This window comes from Streptomyces sp. MAI_2237, assembly GCF_054189285.1.
In genome coordinates this window covers 400,047-418,950 of sequence record NZ_JAJPGQ010000001.1, presented here as the reverse complement: position 1 = coordinate 418,950, position 18,904 = coordinate 400,047, and the positions used below count along the sequence as shown (strand labels likewise).

At 70.9% G+C, this 18,904-nt stretch carries 19 protein-coding genes; 14 read left to right on the top strand and 5 right to left on the bottom strand.

Features of this window, described 5'->3' with window-relative positions; genetic code table 11:
- Nucleotides 1–43: 43 nt before the first annotated feature.
- Entirely contained in the window at nt 44–799 is a 756-nt protein-coding gene (gene prcA / locus LN251_RS01975) for a proteasome subunit alpha (RefSeq protein ID WP_458242803.1), read from the top strand.
- 60 nt (nt 800–859) lie between these two features.
- Here the strand turns inward: prcA and LN251_RS01970 are convergent, their stop codons facing one another.
- Complete coding sequence (locus tag LN251_RS01970; RefSeq protein ID WP_458242802.1) at nt 860–1,876, bottom strand: LacI family DNA-binding transcriptional regulator; 1,017 nt, start codon at nt 1,874–1,876, stop codon at nt 860–862.
- 88 nt (nt 1,877–1,964) lie between these two features.
- Between LN251_RS01970 and LN251_RS01965 the strand changes: the two genes are divergently transcribed.
- The 12 genes from LN251_RS01965 (at nt 1,965) to LN251_RS01910 (ending at nt 14,106) form a co-directional block, all read left to right on the top strand.
- Entirely contained in the window at nt 1,965–3,224 is a 1,260-nt protein-coding gene (locus LN251_RS01965) for an MFS transporter (RefSeq protein ID WP_458242801.1), read from the top strand.
- A 9-nt stretch (nt 3,225–3,233) separates the two neighbouring features.
- On the top strand, nt 3,234–4,595 hold the full coding sequence (gene pafA, locus LN251_RS01960) for a Pup--protein ligase (RefSeq protein ID WP_030955459.1): 1,362 nt from the start codon (nt 3,234–3,236) through the stop codon (nt 4,593–4,595).
- Nucleotides 4,596–4,730: 135 nt separating this feature from the next.
- Nucleotides 4,731–5,735, top strand: coding sequence for an FKBP-type peptidyl-prolyl cis-trans isomerase (locus tag LN251_RS01955; protein WP_458242800.1), 1,005 nt, complete (start codon nt 4,731–4,733; stop codon nt 5,733–5,735).
- 57 nt (nt 5,736–5,792) lie between these two features.
- On the top strand, nt 5,793–6,164 hold the full coding sequence (locus tag LN251_RS01950; protein WP_142150777.1) for an FKBP-type peptidyl-prolyl cis-trans isomerase: 372 nt from the start codon (nt 5,793–5,795) through the stop codon (nt 6,162–6,164).
- 186 nt (nt 6,165–6,350) lie between these two features.
- A complete protein-coding gene (locus tag LN251_RS01945; RefSeq protein ID WP_362987355.1) occupies nt 6,351–7,304 on the top strand; it encodes a helix-turn-helix transcriptional regulator in 954 nt (317 codons plus the stop codon).
- A gap of 19 nt (nt 7,305–7,323) precedes the next feature.
- Nucleotides 7,324–8,319: a helix-turn-helix transcriptional regulator gene (locus tag LN251_RS01940; RefSeq protein WP_458242799.1), complete on the top strand. Its 996-nt coding sequence runs from the start codon at nt 7,324–7,326 to the stop codon at nt 8,317–8,319.
- Between the two features lie 129 nt (nt 8,320–8,448).
- Nucleotides 8,449–8,739 (top strand): hypothetical protein, encoded by a 291-nt coding sequence (locus LN251_RS01935; RefSeq protein WP_383667795.1) that lies wholly within the window; start codon nt 8,449–8,451, stop codon nt 8,737–8,739.
- 20 nt (nt 8,740–8,759) lie between these two features.
- Nucleotides 8,760–8,954, top strand: coding sequence for a hypothetical protein (locus LN251_RS01930; RefSeq protein WP_142150771.1), 195 nt, complete (start codon nt 8,760–8,762; stop codon nt 8,952–8,954).
- Nucleotides 8,955–9,215: 261 nt separating this feature from the next.
- Nucleotides 9,216–9,503 carry a Sec-independent protein translocase subunit TatA gene (gene tatA, locus LN251_RS01925; RefSeq protein WP_142150769.1) on the top strand — a complete coding sequence of 96 codons (288 nt, stop codon included), beginning with the start codon at nt 9,216–9,218 and terminating at the stop codon, nt 9,501–9,503.
- A gap of 47 nt (nt 9,504–9,550) precedes the next feature.
- Nucleotides 9,551–10,501 carry a twin-arginine translocase subunit TatC gene (tatC, locus tag LN251_RS01920; RefSeq protein WP_249836595.1) on the top strand — a complete coding sequence of 317 codons (951 nt, stop codon included), beginning with the start codon at nt 9,551–9,553 and terminating at the stop codon, nt 10,499–10,501.
- 85 nt (nt 10,502–10,586) lie between these two features.
- Nucleotides 10,587–13,451 carry a DEAD/DEAH box helicase gene (locus tag LN251_RS01915; RefSeq protein WP_458242798.1) on the top strand — a complete coding sequence of 955 codons (2,865 nt, stop codon included), beginning with the start codon at nt 10,587–10,589 and terminating at the stop codon, nt 13,449–13,451.
- Nucleotides 13,452–13,578: 127 nt separating this feature from the next.
- Nucleotides 13,579–14,106 carry a DUF1269 domain-containing protein gene (locus tag LN251_RS01910; protein ID WP_458242797.1) on the top strand — a complete coding sequence of 176 codons (528 nt, stop codon included), beginning with the start codon at nt 13,579–13,581 and terminating at the stop codon, nt 14,104–14,106.
- A 3-nt stretch (nt 14,107–14,109) separates the two neighbouring features.
- Here the strand turns inward: LN251_RS01910 and LN251_RS01905 are convergent, their stop codons facing one another.
- The 4 genes from LN251_RS01905 to LN251_RS01890 all read right to left on the bottom strand — a co-directional run bounded on the left by LN251_RS01905 (nt 14,110) and on the right by LN251_RS01890 (nt 17,282).
- Nucleotides 14,110–15,486 (bottom strand): diacylglycerol/lipid kinase family protein, encoded by a 1,377-nt coding sequence (locus LN251_RS01905; RefSeq protein WP_458242796.1) that lies wholly within the window; start codon nt 15,484–15,486, stop codon nt 14,110–14,112.
- A gap of 72 nt (nt 15,487–15,558) precedes the next feature.
- The gene (locus LN251_RS01900; RefSeq protein ID WP_458242795.1) at nt 15,559–16,005 is read right to left on the bottom strand and encodes a DUF7144 family membrane protein; all 447 of its coding nucleotides are present in this window, start codon (nt 16,003–16,005) and stop codon (nt 15,559–15,561) included.
- A gap of 33 nt (nt 16,006–16,038) precedes the next feature.
- Nucleotides 16,039–16,494: an SHOCT domain-containing protein gene (locus LN251_RS01895; RefSeq protein ID WP_458242794.1), complete on the bottom strand. Its 456-nt coding sequence runs from the start codon at nt 16,492–16,494 to the stop codon at nt 16,039–16,041.
- Nucleotides 16,495–16,619: 125 nt separating this feature from the next.
- The gene (locus LN251_RS01890; RefSeq protein WP_458242793.1) at nt 16,620–17,282 is read right to left on the bottom strand and encodes an HdeD family acid-resistance protein; all 663 of its coding nucleotides are present in this window, start codon (nt 17,280–17,282) and stop codon (nt 16,620–16,622) included.
- 209 nt (nt 17,283–17,491) lie between these two features.
- Here LN251_RS01890 and LN251_RS01885 point away from each other — a divergent pair, with 209 nt between their 5' ends.
- On the top strand, nt 17,492–18,901 hold the full coding sequence (locus LN251_RS01885; protein WP_458242792.1) for a DUF2252 domain-containing protein: 1,410 nt from the start codon (nt 17,492–17,494) through the stop codon (nt 18,899–18,901).
- Nucleotides 18,902–18,904 lie beyond the last annotated feature (3 nt).

The window sequence follows — 18,904 nt, the reverse complement described above, 5'->3', positions numbered from 1 at the left end:
CAAGGTGATCCAGTTGACCTCGACAGAAAGGGACGGGTAACCGGTGTCGACGCCGTTCTATGTCTCCCCCCAGCAGGCCATGGCCGACCGGGCGGAGTACGCCCGCAAGGGCATCGCCCGTGGTCGCAGCCTGGTCGTGCTCCAGTACGCCGACGGCATCGTGTTCGTCGGTGAGAACCCGTCCCGTGCGCTGCACAAGTTCAGTGAGATCTACGACCGGATCGGTTTCGCGGCCGCCGGCAAGTACAACGAGTACGAGAATCTGCGGATCGGTGGTGTGCGCTACGCGGACCTGCGCGGTTACACCTATGACCGGGACGACGTGACCGCGCGCGGTCTGGCGAACGTCTACGCGCAGACGCTGGGCACGATCTTCTCCTCGGCGGGTGAGAAGCCGTACGAGGTGGAGCTGGTCGTGGCCGAGGTCGGTGAGACCCCGGACGGCGATCAGATCTACCGGCTGCCGCACGACGGTTCGATCGTGGACGAGCACGGTTCGGTCGCGGTGGGCGGCAACGCGGAGCTGATCAGCAACTACCTCGATCAACAGCATCGGGAGGGTATGACTCTCGCGGAGGGGCTGAAGCTGGCCGTGCAGGCTCTGTCGCGGGAGTCGAACGGCACGCAGCGGGAGATTCCCGCGGAGCGCCTTGAGGTCGCGGTGCTGGACCGTACGCGTCCGCAGGCGCGGAAGTTCAAGCGGATCGTGGGTCGGCAGCTCGCGCGGCTGCTGGAGGCCGACGGGGCGTCGACCGAGGCGGAGAGCAGCACGGAGGGTGAGGGTCCGGACGAGGAGTAGTCCGTCACCGTCTTGTCCTGCGTGTGCCCCGGCCGCTGGTGCGGCCGGGGCACACGGCGTTCAGGAGGCGTTGGGCGGGGCTGTGGAGCCTCGTACGACCAGGGTGACGGGGATGTCGCCCGCATCCGGTGTGCGGCCGTCCAGGACGGCCAGGAGGGCTTGCATGCCGCGTTCGCCGACGGTCTCGGCGTCCAGGCGGACGGTGGTCAGTTCGGGTTCGAGGGCGGTGGCGAGGGCGAGGTCGTCGAGTCCGGTGACGGAGATGTCGTCGGGGATGCGCAGGCCGAGGCGGCGGATGGCCTTGTAGGCGCCGGCGGCGAGTTTGTCGTCGTCGCAGACGAGAGCGGTGGGGTGGGGGCCCGGGGCGGTGAGGGCGGTGGTCGTGGCGGTGAGGGCCGCTTCGATGGAGAGGGCGGAGTGGGCCGTGCGCACGGAGGTGCCGGGGGTGGTGGCGACGCGGTCGGCGAGTTCGCGTGCGCGGACCTCGAAGGTCCAGGAGGGCACGTCGGCGGCGAGGTGGAGGAAGCTGCGGTGTCCTTGGCCGAGGAGGTGGTCGGCGACCTGGCGGACGCCGTCGGTGATGTCGAGGTTGACGGTCGCGGCGCCGAGGCTGCCTGCGGGGTCGCTGTCGAGCATGACGAGGGGCAGTTGGTCGCCGCGGATCTCGGTGAGGGCGTCGGCGGCCATGGAGGAGGCGATGACGCCGTCGAGGGCGGCCTGGGCGGAGGCGAAGGGGTCGCGGGCGGGGCCGATGCCGGCGGGGGAGGGGTAGAGGACGACGCCGAAGCCGTGGCGGGCGGCGACGCGGGCGGCGCCGGTGTAGACGCCGGCGAAGAACTCGTTGGTGAGGGCGGGGACGACGAGGAGGACGGTGCGGGTGCGGCCGAGGCGGAGGTTGCGGGCGGCGAGGTTGGGCCGGTAGCCGAGGTCGCGGGCGGCTGCGCGGACGCGTTCGGCGGTGGCGGCGGAGACGCGGCCGCGCCATTTGTCGCCGAGGACCAGGGAGACGGCGGCCTGGGAGACGCCGGCGGCCTGGGCGACGTCTCGGCTCGTGGGGCGGGTGCTGCCTCGTGCCACCGTCGGCCTGCTCCTTCGTGTGGACTGGTGAACAGCGCACATGGTACGTATGGGAGTCGACGTTATACGTAAAACTTGGAGGCGGGGCATGGCCGCGGGATACCTGGAGATCCTCAGGGCGCGGCATGCCGCGCGTCTGCTGGCGGGCACGCTGGTGGGCCGGCTGCCCAATGCCACGGCGGCCATCGCGATCGTGCTGTTCGTCCGCGCGGAGGGCGGCACGTACAGCCTCGCCGGCGCGCTGGCGGCGGTGTACGGGGTCGCCAACGCGGTCGGGCAGCCGGTGCTCGGGCGGCTGGTGGATCTGCACGGGCAGCCGCGTGTGCAGCTGCCCGCCGCGCTCGCCTCGGCGCTCGCCATGGCCTGCTTCGCCGTCACGGGCACCGATCCGCTCGCGCTCGCCTATGTGTGTGTGGCGGCCGCCGGGCTGTTCACGCCGCCTCTGGAGGGCGGTCTGCGGGCGCTGTGGCCGAATGTGCTGGGCCGGGAGGAGCAGGTGCACACGGCGTACGCGATGGACGCCGTGGCGCAGGAGGTGATGTTCGCGGCCGGTCCGCTGCTGGTGACGCTGTGCGTGTCGCTGTGGTCGGCGGGGGCGGCGCTGGTGGTGGTGAACGTCCTCGGGGTCCTCGGGGCGCTGTCGGTGGTGGTGTCGCCGCCTTCGCGTGGGTGGCGGTCGGCGCCGCGCGAGGCGCACTGGTTGGGCGCGCTGCGCTCTCCGGGGCTGCTGGCGCTGCTGGGGGCGTTCCTGTTCATCGGGATGGCGCTGGGGTCGATCACGGTGGCGTCGGTGCCGTATGCCGACGAGCACGGCGGGGATGCGGTGTACGGATGGATCATGGCGGCGATCGGGTTGGGCGCGCTGGTCGGCGGGACGGTGTACGGGGCGCGGCGGTGGACGGGGGAGCCGGCGCGGCGACTGCAGGTGCTGGTCGCGCTTCTGGCGGTGTGTTACCTGCCGCTGATGCTGATGCCGGGTGCGGTGGCGATGGTGTTGCTGACGGTGGTCGCCGGGTTGTTCCTGGCGCCGGTCATCGCGTGTGCGTTCGTCCTGGTGGACCGGCATGCGCCGAGGGGGACGGTCACCGAGGCGTTCTCGTGGATCGTGACGACGTTCACGGTCGGGGCATCGGTCGGAACGGGCCTGGCGGGTCCGGTCGTCGAGGCGGGCGGGGCCGTGTGGGGGTACGCCGTCCCGGGTGCGGCGGGCGGTGTGTCGCTGCTGGTCCTGCTGGCCACCGGGCGGGTCCTCGCAGCTCCCGGCGGGCCGCGGGTAGTTGCCGCTTGTTCGGAAAATGATCCAAACCGTGCCGTCGAACCCCGTTTCAGCTCAGGGGATCGGGCGTAATGTTCAGTCATGGACCGCCGCATTTTCGGGCTGGAGAACGAGTACGGCGTCACATGTACGTTCAGGGGACAGCGCCGCCTGTCTCCCGACGAGGTGGCGCGGTACCTCTTCCGCCGTGTCGTGTCATGGGGCCGCAGCAGCAATGTCTTTCTGCGAAACGGCGCCCGCCTCTATCTCGACGTGGGCTCACATCCGGAATACGCGACACCCGAATGTGACAACGTGACCGAACTGGTCACCCACGACAAGGCCGGCGAGCGCATTCTGGAAGGGCTTCTGGTAGACGCCGAACGACGCCTGCACGAGGAGGGAATCGCGGGCGACGTCTACCTCTTCAAGAACAACACCGACTCGGCGGGGAACTCCTACGGTTGTCATGAGAACTATCTCGTGGCCCGGCACGGGGAGTTCTCGCGGCTGGCGGACATCCTCATCCCGTTCCTGGTCACGCGCCAGTTGTTGTGCGGGGCGGGGAAGGTGCTGCAGACGCCGCGCGGTGCGGTGTACTGCGTCAGCCAGCGGGCCGAGCACATCTGGGAGGGCGTCTCCTCGGCGACGACCCGCTCCCGGCCGATCATCAACACCCGCGACGAACCGCACGCGGACGCCGAGCGCTATCGCCGGCTGCATGTGATCGTGGGCGACTCGAACATGTCCGAGACGACCATGTTGCTGAAGGTCGGGGCGACCGACCTGGTGCTGCGCATGATCGAGGCGGGCACCGTGATGCGTGACCTGACCCTGGAGAACCCGATCCGGGCGATCCGTGAGGTCAGTCACGACATCACCGGCCGGCGCAAGGTGCGCCTGGCCAGCGGCCGGGAGGCCTCCGCGCTGGAGGTGCAGCGCGAGTACTACGAGAAGGCCGTGGACTTCTGCGAGCGCCGCGGTATCCGCACCGGCACCGTCGAGCAGGTCCTGGAGCTGTGGGGCCGCACGCTGGACTCGATCGAGTCCGAGGACCTGGACCGTATCGGCACCGAGATCGACTGGGTGATGAAGTACAAGCTCATCGAGCGGTACCGGGCCAAGCACAACATGACCATGTCCCACCCGAGGGTCGCGCAGATAGACCTCGCCTACCACGACATCCACCGCCGTCGTGGCCTGTACTACCTGCTCGAGAAGAAGGGCCAAGCGGCCCGTATCTGCAACGACTTGAAGATCTTCGAGGGCAAGTCCGTGCCTCCGCAGACCACTCGGGCCCGGCTGCGCGGCGACTTCATCCGCAGGGCCCAGGAGCAGCGCCGGGACTTCACGGTCGACTGGGTGCATCTCAAGCTCAACGACCAGGCGCAGCGCACGGTGTTGTGCAAGGACCCGTTCCGTTCGGTGGACGACCGGGTGGAGAAGCTGATCGCGGGAATGTGAGCGATGTGAGGTACCTGTTCCGGTGAAAGACCGGAACGCAACGCGGGCGCCGTACGTTTTCAGTGCGGCGCCCTTCTCACGCCGTAGAGTTGCGCGCACGCCAGTCCACAAGATCGACCGATTGAGGCCCCCACCGTGCGCCGACGCTCCCTACTCATCGCCGTGCCCGCCGGATTCGCCACGCTCGCCGCGTGCGGCGACGGCGGCAAGTCCGACTCGGCCAAGGCCAGCGACAGCGCGTCGCCCTCCGCCTCGGCCACGTCCGCCGCGCCGCCGCCGAAGATCGTCGACGGTCCGCTGCCGGCGGTCACCGCGGGCACGAAGTTCGGCGAGAAGCCGACCGTGGCGAAGGGCAGCGGCGATCCGTCGAAGCAGCTCGCGGTGAAGACGCTCATCGCGGGCAGCGGCAAGACCGTCGCGGAGAACGACTTCATCCAGGCCCACTACCTCGGCCAGATCTGGAACACGGCGAAGGTCTTCGACAACTCCTACGACCGCAAGTCCCCGCTGCTCATCCAGCTGGCGCAGGGCAGCATCATCGACGGCTGGCGCTATGCCCTGGCCGGTAAGAAGGTCGGCAGCCGCGTCATGTTCTCGGTCCCGCCGACCTGGGGGTACGGCACGTCGGGCAATGCGCAGGCGGGCATCAAGGGCACCGACACGCTGGTGTTCGTCGCCGACATCCAGAACACGTTCAACGCGTCGAGCTCGGCGAAGGGCACGAACGTCGCGCAGAGCGACGCGAAACTGCCCAAGGTCGGCACCAACACCGACGGCAAGGCGCCCTCGATCGATGTGCCCAAGGGTGCCGCGCCGACCACGCTGGTGTCGAAGTACGTCATCGAGGGCGACGGCGAGGAGGTAAAGGCCGACAGCAGCGTCCTGGTGCAGTACAAGGGCGTGCTGTGGGACGGCGGCAAGGAGTTCGACTCGACGTACGGCCGCAAGGCGCTGATGTCGTTCTCGCTGCAGCAGGTCGTCAAGGGCTGGGCGCAGGGCCTGACCGGCAAGAAGGTGGGCAGCCGTGTCCTGATCGTGGTGCCGCCGAAGCTGGGTTACGGCGACAACCCGCCGCCCAACAGCGGCATCAAGAAGGACTCGGTGCTGGTCTTCTCGGTCGACATCCTCGCGAAGATGTAGCGCCTTGAGGTGTAAGACTGTGCGTGTTGCCTTTCCGACAAGCAGGAGCTGAAAGACGTGAGCATCGAGAAGCCCGAGATCGACTTCCCGGGCGGCGAGCCCCCGGCGGACCTCGAGATCAAGGACATCTGGGAGGGCGACGGCGCCGTTGCGCAGGCCGGGCAGACCGTCACCGTCCACTACGTGGGCGTGGCCTTCAGCACCGGTGAGGAGTTCGACGCCAGCTGGAACCGCGGCACCCCGTTCCGCTTCCCGCTGGGCGGCGGCCGCGTCATCAAGGGCTGGGACCAGGGTGTGCAGGGCATGAAGGTCGGCGGCCGCCGCCAGCTGACCATCCCGGCCCACCTCGCCTACGGCAACCAGAGCCCGACCCCGGCGATCAAGCCGGGCGAGACGCTGATCTTCGTGGTCGACCTGCTCGGCGTCTGATCGTCGTACCGCGTTCGGTCGCGGGCGTACGGGATCGGTTCACGGTCCGGTCGTCGTGCGGCGACCGACCGGACCCGATCACCTGGGGTCCATGCCTGCCCGGGCATGGGCCCTCGGCTTTTGCCGCGCCACTTCGGGGCGGTACGGTCAACGTCGTCAAGGACCATAGGGAGGCGAAGGGCGTCGATGGCCATTGCCAAGGCCGAGCGGCTGATGAACCTGGCGCTGTGTCTGCTCGGGACGCGGCGGCCGCTCAGCAAGCGCGAGCTGCGTGAGTCCATCGAGGCGTACCTGGAGGCCAGCTCGGAGGACGCCTTCAGCCGGATGTTCGAGCGCGACAAGGACGATCTGCGCGAACTGGGCCTGGTCATCGAGACGGTGGAGAACCTCGACGGCGAGGTCGGCTACCTGGCCCGCCGTGACAGCAACCGCCTGCCCCCCGTCACCCTGGACGCCGAGGAGGCCGCCGCGCTGGGCCTGGCCGCCAAGGTCTGGCAGCAGGCCCGGCTCGCCGGTGCGGCCAGCGGCGCCCTGCAGAAGCTGCGCGCGGCCGGGCTGCCCGAGGACTTCGACCCGTACGAGGCCCATGGCGCCCTGGAGCCGCGCATCCCGGTGCACGAGGCCGCGTTCGAGCCGTTGATGCTGGCCTGCCGCGACCGCCGTCCCGTCGTCTTCGACTACCGCAAGGCCAACGCCGCCCGCCCCGAGCCCCGGCATGTGGAGCCGTGGGCGCTGGAGTGCTGGCGCGGCCACTGGTACCTGGCCGGTTTCGACCGCGACCGGGGTGCCGAGCGGGTGTTCAGGCTGTCGCGGATCACCGGCAAGGTCCGCAGCCGTGGCGGCCGGTTCACCGCCGAGATCCCCGACGTCGTCACCGTCCGTGAGACGGTCGCGAGCTGGGCGGGGGAGACCGCCGACCGTTCCGCGCTGATCCGGCTGCGCTCGGGCGCGGGGTACCCCCTTCGGGCGAAAGCCACCTCGGTGCGGGAACTCGGCGACGGGTGGGACGAGTTGGAGATTCCGTACGGGCACGGGCTGGATGCCTGGCTGGTGGAGTTCGGGCCGGACGTGGTGGTGCTGGAGCCGGCGGAGCTGCGCGCGGACGTGGTGGACCGGCTGCGCGCCGTGGCCAAGGGCTGAGGGGGAGCGGAGCGAAGCAGTGGCAGGCAAACCGGTCAGGCCCGTGAACGCCATCGACCAGACCCGGCGGATGCTCTCCCTGGTGACGTACCTCAAGGAGCGCCCCGGAGCCCGGGTCGAGGACGTCGCGCGCGCCTTCGGCATCAGCGAGGACGAGCTGGTGTCCGACCTCGACGTGCTGCCCATGTGCGGCACCAGCTTCCGGGGCGGCGATCTGCTCGACATCGACACCGACGGCGAGCGCATCTGGTGGCACAACCCCGACGACGTCGCCGAGCCGCTGCGGCTGGCCGCCGACGAGGCGACCGCGCTGCTGGTGGCGGCCCGTGCGGTGGCCACACTGCCCGGGCTGCGCGAGGGCGACCGGCAGGCCCTGCTGCGGGCCACCGCCAAGGTGGAGACGGCGGCGGGCGAGGCGGCCGGCGCCAGCTCCCGGCTGTCGGTGACCTTCGAGTCGGAGGGCGGGGTCTTCGCCGACGTCGACCGGGCCATCTCCGAGCGGCGCCGGCTGTGGATCCGCTACTACTCGCCGGCCCGCGACGAGGTCACCGAGCGGGAGATCGACCCGATCCGCCTGGTCAGCGTCGGGCACACCTACGTCGAGGCGTGGTGTCGGCGCTCCGAGGCGCGCCGCACCTTCCGGCTGGACCGGGTCGCCGAGATCAAGATCCTCGACGAGCCGTCCGCGCCGCCCGAGATGGAGCTGCGGGACCTGTCCGAGGCGCTGGTGCAGCCGGCCGCCGAGGACCCGGAGGTCGTCATCGAGGTCGGTCCGGGCGGCCGCTGGGTCGCCGAGTACTACCCGCACGACAGCGCGGATGAGCTTGCGGACGGCGGGCTGCGTATCACTCTGCGGACCCCCGATCCGACTTCGCTGCGGCGGCTGGCCCTGCGGCTCGGGCGCGACGGCCGGATCGTGTCGCCGCCCGACCTCGCGGACAGCGCCCGTCACGCGGCCCGCGAGGCGCTGCTGGCGTACGACGGTGTGGGGGCGGCGCACGACAGCCGGGAGTGACCCCGAGGGGACGCGCCGGTGTCCGGGGGACGCGGGCGCGCGGGGGGCCGACGGGTGAGCCCGGCCGCCGTTGCGGCAGCGGCCGTATCGCCCCGGAGGCGTTCGACCACAGGAAGGGGAGCAGGAGCTTTGAGCGAGTCGTCGGTGTCTGAGGTGCGGGGCATGTCGGTGGCAGCGGCCTTCGCCGGGATGAGAAGCGTGTCGGCGGTGACGTTCAGGGCGGGCTGCCCGGACTGCCGGAGCAGCTTCGAGCTCGCCGCGGGCGCCCTGCGGCTCGCCATCGGCGCCACCAGCCGCAGCACCTTCTACTCCTTCACCTGCCCCGACTGCGGCGCCTCGGTCCGCAAGCCGGCCGGGGAGCGGATCGTGGAGCTGCTGACCGGCGGCGGCGTGCGGACCCTGCGGCTGCACACCCCTTAGGAAGGTCTAGGCTCGACGTCATGTTCTGGCCGATGTTCGCGGTAGCTGTGGGTTTCCTGGGTCTCGCGGTGCTCGGGGTGTTCGCCGTGCGGGTGTTCCTGGAGGCGCAGCGGCTGGGGCGGCAGGTCAGTGACTCCGCGCGCCGTATCAACCGGGCCGCGGAGGACCTGGAGCGGGCCGCCGTGAGCACCGCCCGCGCTGTGGATTCCCTGTGAGTGGGGCTATGGCGAAGGTGTGAGTCCTGCGCCGCAGGCGTTTTGGGTCACTTCGGCCTGTCACCCGGCCCGCGCCGGCGGGTACGCTCATGGTCGCGGACCGGAGAACGAGGCCCGGGCCGCGGACGGGAGTACGCACGGGGATTGCCTGACGTTCACCCCTGAGCGTTACGATCGCTGCCAGCACGATCGATCGGACAGGTGTCCGACCGGTCGGACAGCATCCCACCCCCAGCCGCCTCGGTGAGAAGGTAAAGACTTATGTTCGGAAGGCTCGGCGCCCCCGAGATCATTCTCATCCTCGTCGTCGTCATCCTGCTGTTCGGCGCGAAGAAGCTTCCCGACATGGCGCGCTCGCTCGGCAAGTCCGCCCGCATCCTCAAGAGCGAGGCGAAGGCGATGAAGGAAGAGGGCAGCGGCACGGCCACGCCGGCCGGCCCGCCGAACAACGGTGAGCAGCCCCCCGCCCAGCGCACCATCCAGGCCGCCCCCGGCGACGTGACCAGCTCGCGTCCGGTCACCGAGCCGACGGACACCACCAAGGCCTGATGCAGGGCCGGACGCCTCCGGCCTGCCGCACGAGATGAGGACGTGGGTTGCCCAAGTCTGCCCGCAAGCAGGAGAAGGATCCCGAGGGGCGGATGCCCCTTGCGGACCACCTTCGTGAGCTCCGCAACCGGCTCGCGAAGGCCATGCTGGCCATCGTCGTCGTGACGATCGTCGCCGCCTTCTTCTACAACGACATCATCAACTTCCTCACCAAGCCGGTCCTCGACTCGGTCGGGTGCGGGGAGACTTTCGAGCAGCTGGCGAAGTCGAAGTCCAGCTCTCACCCGTGCGCACAGATCACGATCAACGGTCTGCTCGCGCCGTTCACGCTGGCCCTTCAGGTCTCCCTGATGGCCGGCGTGGTGTTCGCCTCGCCGGTCTGGCTGTACCAGCTCTGGGCCTTCGTCGCGCCTGGTCTGCACCGGCACGAGAGGAAGTACGCCTACGCGTTCGTGGGCACCGGCGCCCCGCTCTTCTTCGCGGGCGCGTTCTTCGCGTACAAGGTCCTGCCGACCACCGCGAAGGTACTCATCGACTTCACCCCGCACGGCGTGAGCAACCTGCTGCCGCTCGACGACCTTTTGCAGCTCGTCACGCGCATGGTGATCGTCTTCGGCCTCTCCTTCGAGCTGCCGCTGCTGCTGATCATGTTGAACCTCACCGGGGTGCTCAGCGGCACGCGGATGCTCGGCTGGTGGCGCGGCATGATCATGGGCATCACGGTCTTCGCGGCCGTCGCCACGCCCAGCACGGACCCCCTGTCGATGCTGGCGCTGGCCGGGCCGATCTGGGTGCTGTACTTCGGTGCGGTCGCGTTCTCGCTCTTCAACGACCGCCGCAAGCGCCGCCGTGAGGAGGCCGGGCCCGCCGACGACGAGGCCTCCGACCTCGACCTCACCCCCGAGGACATCGGCGAGGTGGAGGTCGTCTCCGCCACCCGCGCCCTGCCCGAGCAGGCGAGCACGGACCGGGTCAACGGCTACGACGACGTGACCTGAGCGAAGCGTCCGCACGGCACAAGAGGTGTTCGAGTCCTCCAGGACCCGGGCACCTCTCGGTGTTTGACGGCCGGGGTTCCGGATAATGATCGTCCTGTTGTCAGTGGGGCCCGGTACGCTCGAAAGCACGATGACAGAGGACCTCTCACCGGCCGAGCGGTATGCGGCTGCCCGTAGGCGCGCTGCCGAGCAGGCCACCGCGCTCGCCTCCTTCCGCGAGATGTACGACTTCGGCCTGGACCCCTTCCAGATCGAGGCCTGCCAGGCACTCGAATCGGGCAAGGGGGTGCTGGTCGCCGCGCCCACCGGCTCGGGCAAGACGATCGTGGGCGAGTTCGCCGTCCACCTGGCCCTGCTGCAGGGCAAGAAGTGCTTCTACACGACGCCCATCAAGGCGCTGTCGAACCAGAAGTACGCCGATCTCTGCCGCCGCTACGGAGCGGCGAAGGTCGGCCTGCTCACCGGCGACAACAGCGTCAACTCCGAGGCGCCGGTGGTCGTGATGACCACCGAGGTGCTGCGGAACATGCTGTACGCGGGCTCGCAGACCCTCCTGGGGCTCGGATACGTGGTCATGGACGAGGTGCACTACCTCTCCGACCGCTTCCGGGGAGCGGTGTGGGAAGAGGTGATCATCCACCTTCCCGAGTCCGTGACCCTGGTGTCCCTGTCGGCGACCGTCTCCAACGCGGAGGAGTTCGGCGACTGGCTCGACACCGTCCGCGGCGACACCGAGGTGATCGTCTCCGAGCACCGGCCCGTGCCGCTGTTCCAGCACGTGCTCGCCGGGCGGCGGATGTACGACCTGTTCGAGGAGGGCGAGGGCAGCAAGAAGGCCGTCAACCCCGACCTCACCCGGCTCGCCCGGATGGAGGCCAGCAGGCCATCCTACCAGGACCGCAGGCGCGGGCGCGCCATGCGCGAGGCCGACCGGGAGCGGGAGCGGCGGCAGCGGTCCCGGGTGTGGACACCGGGGCGGCCCGAGGTCATCGAGCGGCTCGACGCCGAGGGCCTGTTGCCCGCCATCACCTTCATCTTCAGCCGCGCCGCCTGCGAGGCGGCCGTCCAGCAGTGCCTGTACGCCGGACTGCGGCTCAACGACGACGAGGCCCGGGAACGGGTGCGGGCGCTCGTGGAGGAGCGCACGGCGTCCATTCCCTCCGAGGACCTCCACGTCCTGGGCTACTACGAGTGGCTGGAAGGCCTCGAGCGCGGCATCGCGGCCCATCACGCGGGCATGCTGCCGACGTTCAAGGAGGTCGTCGAGGAGCTGTTCGTACGCGGCCTGGTGAAGGCCGTGTTCGCGACCGAGACGCTCGCGCTCGGCATCAACATGCCCGCCCGCTCGGTGGTGTTGGAGAAGCTCGTCAAGTGGAACGGCGAGCAGCACGCCGACATCACGCCCGGTGAGTACACCCAGTTGACGGGGCGGGCCGGCCGGCGCGGCATCGACGTCGAGGGACATGCCGTCGTGCTGTGGCAGCGCGGTATGAGCCCCGAGCACCTGGCGGGGCTCGCGGGCACGCGTACGTATCCGCTGCGCTCCAGCTTCAAGCCGTCGTACAACATGGCGGTCAACCTCGTCGAGCAGTTCGGGCGGCACCGCTCGCGCGAGCTGCTGGAGACGTCCTTCGCGCAGTTCCAGGCCGACAAGTCGGTCGTCGGGATCTCGCGGCAGGTGCAGCGCAACGAGGAGGGGCTGGAGGGCTACAAGGCCTCCATGACCTGCCACCTCGGCGACTTCGACGAGTACGCGCGGCTGCGCCGCGAGCTCAAGGACCGGGAGACGGAGCTGTCCCGGCAGGGGGCGGCACAGCGGCGCGCGGATGCCGCGGTGGCGCTGGAGAAGCTCAAGCCGGGCGACGTCATCCACGTGCCGACGGGCAAGTACGCGGGACTGGCCCTGGTGCTGGACCCGGGGCTGCCCGCCGGGCGGTCCAACGGGCACCGCGGCTTCGAGCACCACGACGGGCCGCGGCCGCTGGTGCTGACCGCCGAGCGGCAGGTCAAGCGACTGGCGTCGATCGACTTCCCGGTGCCCGTCGAGGCGTTGGAGCGGATGCGGATCCCCAAGTCCTTCAACCCCCGCTCGCCGCAGTCGCGTCGGGACCTGGCGTCCGCGCTGCGCACCAAGGCCGGGCACATCCCGCCGGAGCGGGCCCGCAAGAAGCGGTCGCAGGCCGCCGACGACCGGGAGATCGCACGCCTGCGGACCGCGATCCGGGCGCATCCGTGCCACGGGTGCAGCGACCGTGAGGACCACGCCCGTTGGGCGGAGCGGTACCACCGGCTGCTGCGGGACACCTCGCAGCTGGAGCGGCGCATCGAGGGACGCACGAACACCATCGCCCGGACCTTCGACCGGATCGTCGCCCTGCTGACCGAGCTGGACTACCTGCGGGCCGACGAGGTCACCGAGCACGGCAAGCGACTCGCCCGGCTCTACGGCGAACTGGACCTGCTGGCCAGCGAATGTCTGCGCGCCGGGGTCTGGGAGGGCCTCGACCCCGCCGAACTGGCCGCCTGCGTCTCGGCGTTGGTGTACGAGGCGCGGGTCGGCGACGACGCGATGGCGCCGAAGCTGCCGTCTGGCAAGGCCAAGGCCGCGCTGGGTGAGATGGTGCGGATCTGGGGGCGGCTGGACGCCCTGGAGGAGGAGTTCCGGATCACGCAGACCGAGGGCGTCGGGCAGCGGGAGCCGGACCTCGGGTTCGCCTGGGCCGCGTACATGTGGGCCTCGGGCAAGGGGCTGGACGAGGTGCTGCGGGAGGCGGAGATGCCCGCCGGCGACTTCGTACGGTGGTGCAAGCAGGTGATCGACGTGCTCGGGCAGATCTCGGCGGCCGCTCCCGTCTCCGGCGGGGAGGCGTCCTCCACGGTCGCGAAGAACGCCCGCAAGGCCGTCGACCTGCTGCTGCGCGGGGTCGTCGCCTACTCGTCGGTGGGGTGACCGGCACGGCCGCCTGAGGGATCACGGCCCTGGCGCGGGCCGGGCCGTGGTCTCACCTGCTGAGGGTGAGGCGCGCCCGGGCCCGGGTGGGGCTTGATGAACCCCGGGAGGGGAAGGGAGCGACGCCATGACGACACTCGGGCCGGTTCAGCTGGTGACCTTCGGGTTCGGTCCCGACGCCACGTTCGAGGGCCGTGTGCTCGAGGAGCTGGCGACGCTGGAGCGCAGTGGGCAGATCCGTGTCCTGGACGTGCTGTTCCTGCGGAAGACGACCGACGGCGACGTCGAGACGCTCGACTACCGGTCCGAGGGCATGGGCGAGACGCTCGCGGCCCTGCTGGGCCTGGGCCCGGGCCCCGCGCAGGCGGCCGGTGCGCAGGAGAGCGCCCTGTCGGGGGCGGACGGTCCCGGGACCCAGCAGTTCGGGTTCACTCCGGACGATCTCAAGACGCTGTCGGAGGAGCTGCTGCCGGGCACCGCGGCGGGCTTCCTGCTCCTGGAGCACCTGTGGGCGAAGAAGCTCCTCGAAGCCGTCCGGGAGACCGGCGGCCGCCCCCTCGCGGAGGGATTCCTGACGGCCGAGGCCCTCGCCCCCGTGGAGGCCGAGCTCCGGGCGGCCACGGGGGGCACCGGCGGACCGGCCGACCCGCGGTAGCCGTCAGGCAGCCGCCGTCCGCTGTCCGTGGTGGGGGGCGAAGCGGCCCAGGGCGAGCCTCGTCACGCGGGGCCAGTCGGCCGGGCCGCCGCCGGAGGGGACGCCCGGGCGGTGGCGGGGGAGTACGACCCGCAGTGCGCCCGGCGCGGAGCGGCACACCACGGGCGCAGGCAGCGTCACGTACTCTCCGTCGATGCCGACCGCGACGGTGTCGGTGTCCGCCTCGACGACGACTTCCTCGGCGTTCAACCGCAGCACCGCCCCGGACTGCGGGCCGCGTACCAGCCGTGCCGCCTGGATCGTGTTGTCCACGCGGACGCACAGTACCCCGAGGCGTCCCGAGTCCAGCCGCTGCCGGCGTCCCGGGTGCGCGGCGTCGACCGCCCGCTGGTAGGGGTTGTTGCTGACCAGCAGCGCCTGCAGGCCGTCGGCCCGGGCGGAGCCGGCCCGCATCCGCAGCGTGGCGGCGTCCTTGCCGGTGAGCAGACCGGGAAGGGTCTGCAGAGCGGTGTGCACCTTGGCGTCCCGGTAGGCGGGGTCGGCGACCACGGACGCGTACGTCCCGAAGGACGCGTTGTTGACGAACACGCGGTCGGCGGCGAATCCGAGGTCCACCCGGATCTCGACACCGTCGGTCAGGGCTTCCAGGGCCGCCGAGGGATCCTCCCGGTCCAGGCCCAGGTCGAGGGCGAAGTGGTTGCGGGTGCCCGCCGGGATCACGGCGAACGGCACGTCGTGCCGGGCCGCCACCTCGGCGACCAGGGCCTGGGTGCCGTCGCCGCCCGCCACCGCGAGCAGGTCGGCGCCCTCGGCCACCGCCCGGCGCGCGAGGTCCACGACGTCCTGGCCCCCATCGAGCAGGACCACCTCGGCGCCCGCCTCCCGCGCCTTCTCCACGAGGTGGAAGCGGCACACCTTGCCGCCGCCGGAGCGGGGGTTCATCACGATCCAGGGACGGCGGGGCGGCGCGGCCGGCTCCGCCTCGCGGACGCCGGGCGACGGGGCCGCCGCGGTGTGCGCCGCCGCGACGGCCACCATCCACAGGGCCAGCGACAGACACGCGGGCCACAGCATGCCGTAGGCCGCGTACAGGGCGAGCACCGTCAGCGGCGCGGCCACCGACAGCAGCACCCCCAGGGCACGCAGGACGCCGGTGTGGGCCAGCGTCCACCACACGCCGATGGCGGCGAGGGCCAGGCCGACCACCCCGACCAGCACCCACAGCACGCTGCGCAGTCCGGCGACGATCAGCGGCACGAGAACGCTGCCCAGCAGGGCGAGCAGGGCGACACGTGCCCGCACGACGCGACCCGCGGGCGCCTCGCCGGGCGCGCCCGCGGGCCGCGTCGTGCGCGTGTCAAGGTCGTGGTGCCGTCCCATGTCCTGCCACCACCTCCGGCGGGCACGGACGGGGGCCGCCCGTCACGTGCCCTGCCGATCTGTGCCGTCACCTCAGATGTCGTGCCCCGGGTGGTCGAACATCGCCTCGGGGGACTCACGCTTGACCACGCACAGCGCCCAGATGACGAAGCCCGAGAAGGCGATCATCACGACCGACCAGACCGGGTAGTACGGCAGCGAGAGGAAGTTGCCGATGATGACGAGCCCCGCGATGGCCACACCGGCGACACGCGCCCAGGTGGCCGTCCCGAACAGGCCCAGGCTGACGATCACGGCGACCGCGCCCAGGGCGAGGTGGATCCAGCCCCAGCTGGTCAGGTCGAACTGGAAGACGTAGTTGGGCGTGTTGACGAAGACGTCGTCCTTGGCGATCGCCATGATGCCCCGGAAGACGTCGAGGATTCCGACGAGCATCAGCATGACGGCGGCGAAGGCCATCAGTCCCTGAGCCCAGTTCTGCTTCGTCGCATGAGTGCTCGTGGGCTGTGTGGCGGTCATCGTGGACACCTCGTTTCGATCGGTCCGGTGCGCTCAGTGGTGGGATCCGACGCCGCCACCGGGACCCGACGTGGCTCCGTGGCCGCTGAGCACCATGTCCTTGGCCCTGGCGAATTCCTGGTCGGTGATGTCACCGCGGGCGCGGATCTCGGACAGCCGGGCGAGTTCGTCCACGCTGCTGGACCCGCCGCCTCCGGCGGTCTTGCGGATGTAGGAGTCGAACTCCTGCTGCTGCGCCCTTGCCTGCGCCACCTCACGGCGGCCCATGTTCTTGCCGCGGGCGATCACGTAGACGAACACGCCGAGGAAGGGCAGGAGGATGACGAACGCCAGCCAGCCGGCCTTGCCCCAGCCGCTCATGTCGTCGTCACGGAAGATGTCGACGACGATCCGGAACAGCAGGACGAACCACATGATCCACAGGAAGAACCACAGCATGGACCAGAAGACGCTCAGCAGCGGATAGTCGTACGCGAGGTACGTGCTCATGACTCTCCTCCGTTCCGGGCGGGCGCCCGGCCGCATGTGTCTGCGTGTCTCAGCGTGCCCACGGCAAGCCCCCGGCGGCTTCACCCGGTAGGGGTGAGACCCGCGGGCTCCGGCGCACGCCCGGCTCAGGCCGCCGTGCTGGGCTGCCGGCCGCCGGTGACGCCCGACCTGCGCAGCGCCGCCCGCCAGGCGAGGGCCAGCACCAGTTCGACCAGGCCGAGCAGGACCAGCCACAGGCCGAGCAGCCGGGTCAGGGCGCGCGCCGACTCGGCGGGCAGGGCCAGGACCACGACACCGGCGAGGATGCCGATCACCGCGGCGCCCACGACGAAGGCCCGGTGCGGCAGGTCCTCGGCGGTGATCGCCGTGAAGAGGGTGAGGATCCCGGACACCAGCCAGACGACTCCGACGACCAGCGAGAGAGCGGCGACGGTCTGCAGCGGGTTGCGCAGGCACAGCACTCCGGCGAGCACGTACAGCACGGCCATGAGCAGCCCGGCGAGCCGTTCGCCCGCCCCCTGCCCGGCGAACAGCCCCACGAACCGGAACGCCCCGTGCACCAGCAGGTACAGGCCGATGAGGACGGCCAGGACGTGCAGCGTCTCGTCCGGCCAGACCAGCACCAGCACACCCGGCACGAGCGTCGCGATCGCGGAGGCCAGGATCCAGGTCCAGGAACGGCCCAGCTCCACCAGCGCCCGCTCGGCCCCGTCCCCCTTGCCGGGGAACGCCCCGTCCGGGCTGCGCGCTTGTCCGGTACGCGGGTTCGGACCGAGCGGAACGGTCATGGCTCCTCCTCGCGCGATCGAGCGGAGCGTCGCCGGACCGCCGGCGGGGCGGTGCGCGGGGACCTCACCGGGCAAGGGTCCTGCGCCCCGGCGGCCGCCGGTTCACCCGCCCCGGGTGATCCGCCGGCACCGCCGTGCCGATGGGCTTGAAGTCGCGCACATCACCAGGTGCCAGACGGGCGGGGCGCACCGGACCAGGAGGACGAGCCATGACCGTACCCAACTCCTTCACCGCGTCCCTCTCGGCGGCCGAGCGGGCGGAGGTCGGCCGCCGGGCCCGGGCCCGTGCCTCGCGCTCGTGCCACGGGTGGTACGACGGCGGCCCGGACCGCTTCGACCCGATCGAGGTGATCGAGCGCCAGTCCGTGACCCGCGTGCCGGAGCTGGTGCCCGTGCGCTACGGCCGCATGCTGGAGTCGCCGTTCCGCTTCTACCGCGGCGCGGCGGCGATCATGGCCGCGGATCTGGGGCCCACACCGAACTCGGGACTGCAGGTGCAGCTGTGCGGTGACGCCCATCTGCTGAACTTCCGGCTGCTCGCCTCACCGGAGCGGCACCTGGTCTTCGACATCAACGACTTCGACGAGACCTTCCCCGGCCCCTTCGAATGGGACGTCAAACGGCTGACGACCAGCTTCGTCACGGCGAGCCGGGAGAACGGCTTCTCCGTCAAGGAGCAGAACCGCGCCGTGCTGACCTGCGTGGCGGCCTACCGCCGCCGGATGCGGGAGTTCGCCGGCATGCGCACCCTGGACGTCTGGTACGCCCAGGACGACGTGGAGAGCCTGCGCAGGCTGCTGGCGTCGTCGATGGACAAGGACGTCAGGCGCCGTACCGAACGCGCCGCGGCGCAGGCCCGCACCCGCACCCACATGCAGGCGTTCGAGAAGCTGACCCGGGACACGGCCGAGGGCCGCCGGATCACCCCCGACCCGCCGCTGATCACCCCCCTCAGGGACCTGCTGGCCGGATCGGCCGGGGACGAGGAGGAGAAGGTGCTGCGGGGCGTGGTGGAGGACTACGCGCGCACCCTCCCGTCGGAGCGCAGGCATCTGCTGCGCCACTACCACCTCGTCGACATGGCCCGGAAGGTGGTGGGCGTCGGCAGCGTCGGCACCCGCTGCTGGATCCTGCTGATGCTCGGCCGGGACGACGACGACCCGCTGCTGCTGCAGGCCAAGGAGGCCCAGGAGTCGGTGCTGGCGGCCCACACCGGCGGGACCGGCTTCGACAACCAGGGCCGCCGGGTGGTGACCGGGCAGCGCCTCATCCAGACGACCAGCGACATCTTCCTGGGCTGGACGCACGTGGTGGGCCTGGACGGCCGGGACCGCGACTTCTACGTACGGCAGCTGCGCGACTGGAAGGGCATCGCGCGCCCCGAGACCATGGGGCCGGATGCGCTGAACCTCTTCGCCCAGGTGTGCGGCGCCAGTCTGGCCCGGGCCCACGCCCGCTCCGGTGATCCGATCGCCATCGCCGCCTACCTGGGCGGCAGCGACCGGTTCGACCGCGCGCTCACCGAGTTCGCCCAGGCCTACGCCGACCGCAACGAGAAGGACTTCGAGGCGCTCGGGGCCGCGGTCCGCTCCGGCCGGGTCAGCGCCCAGAACCTGTGAGCG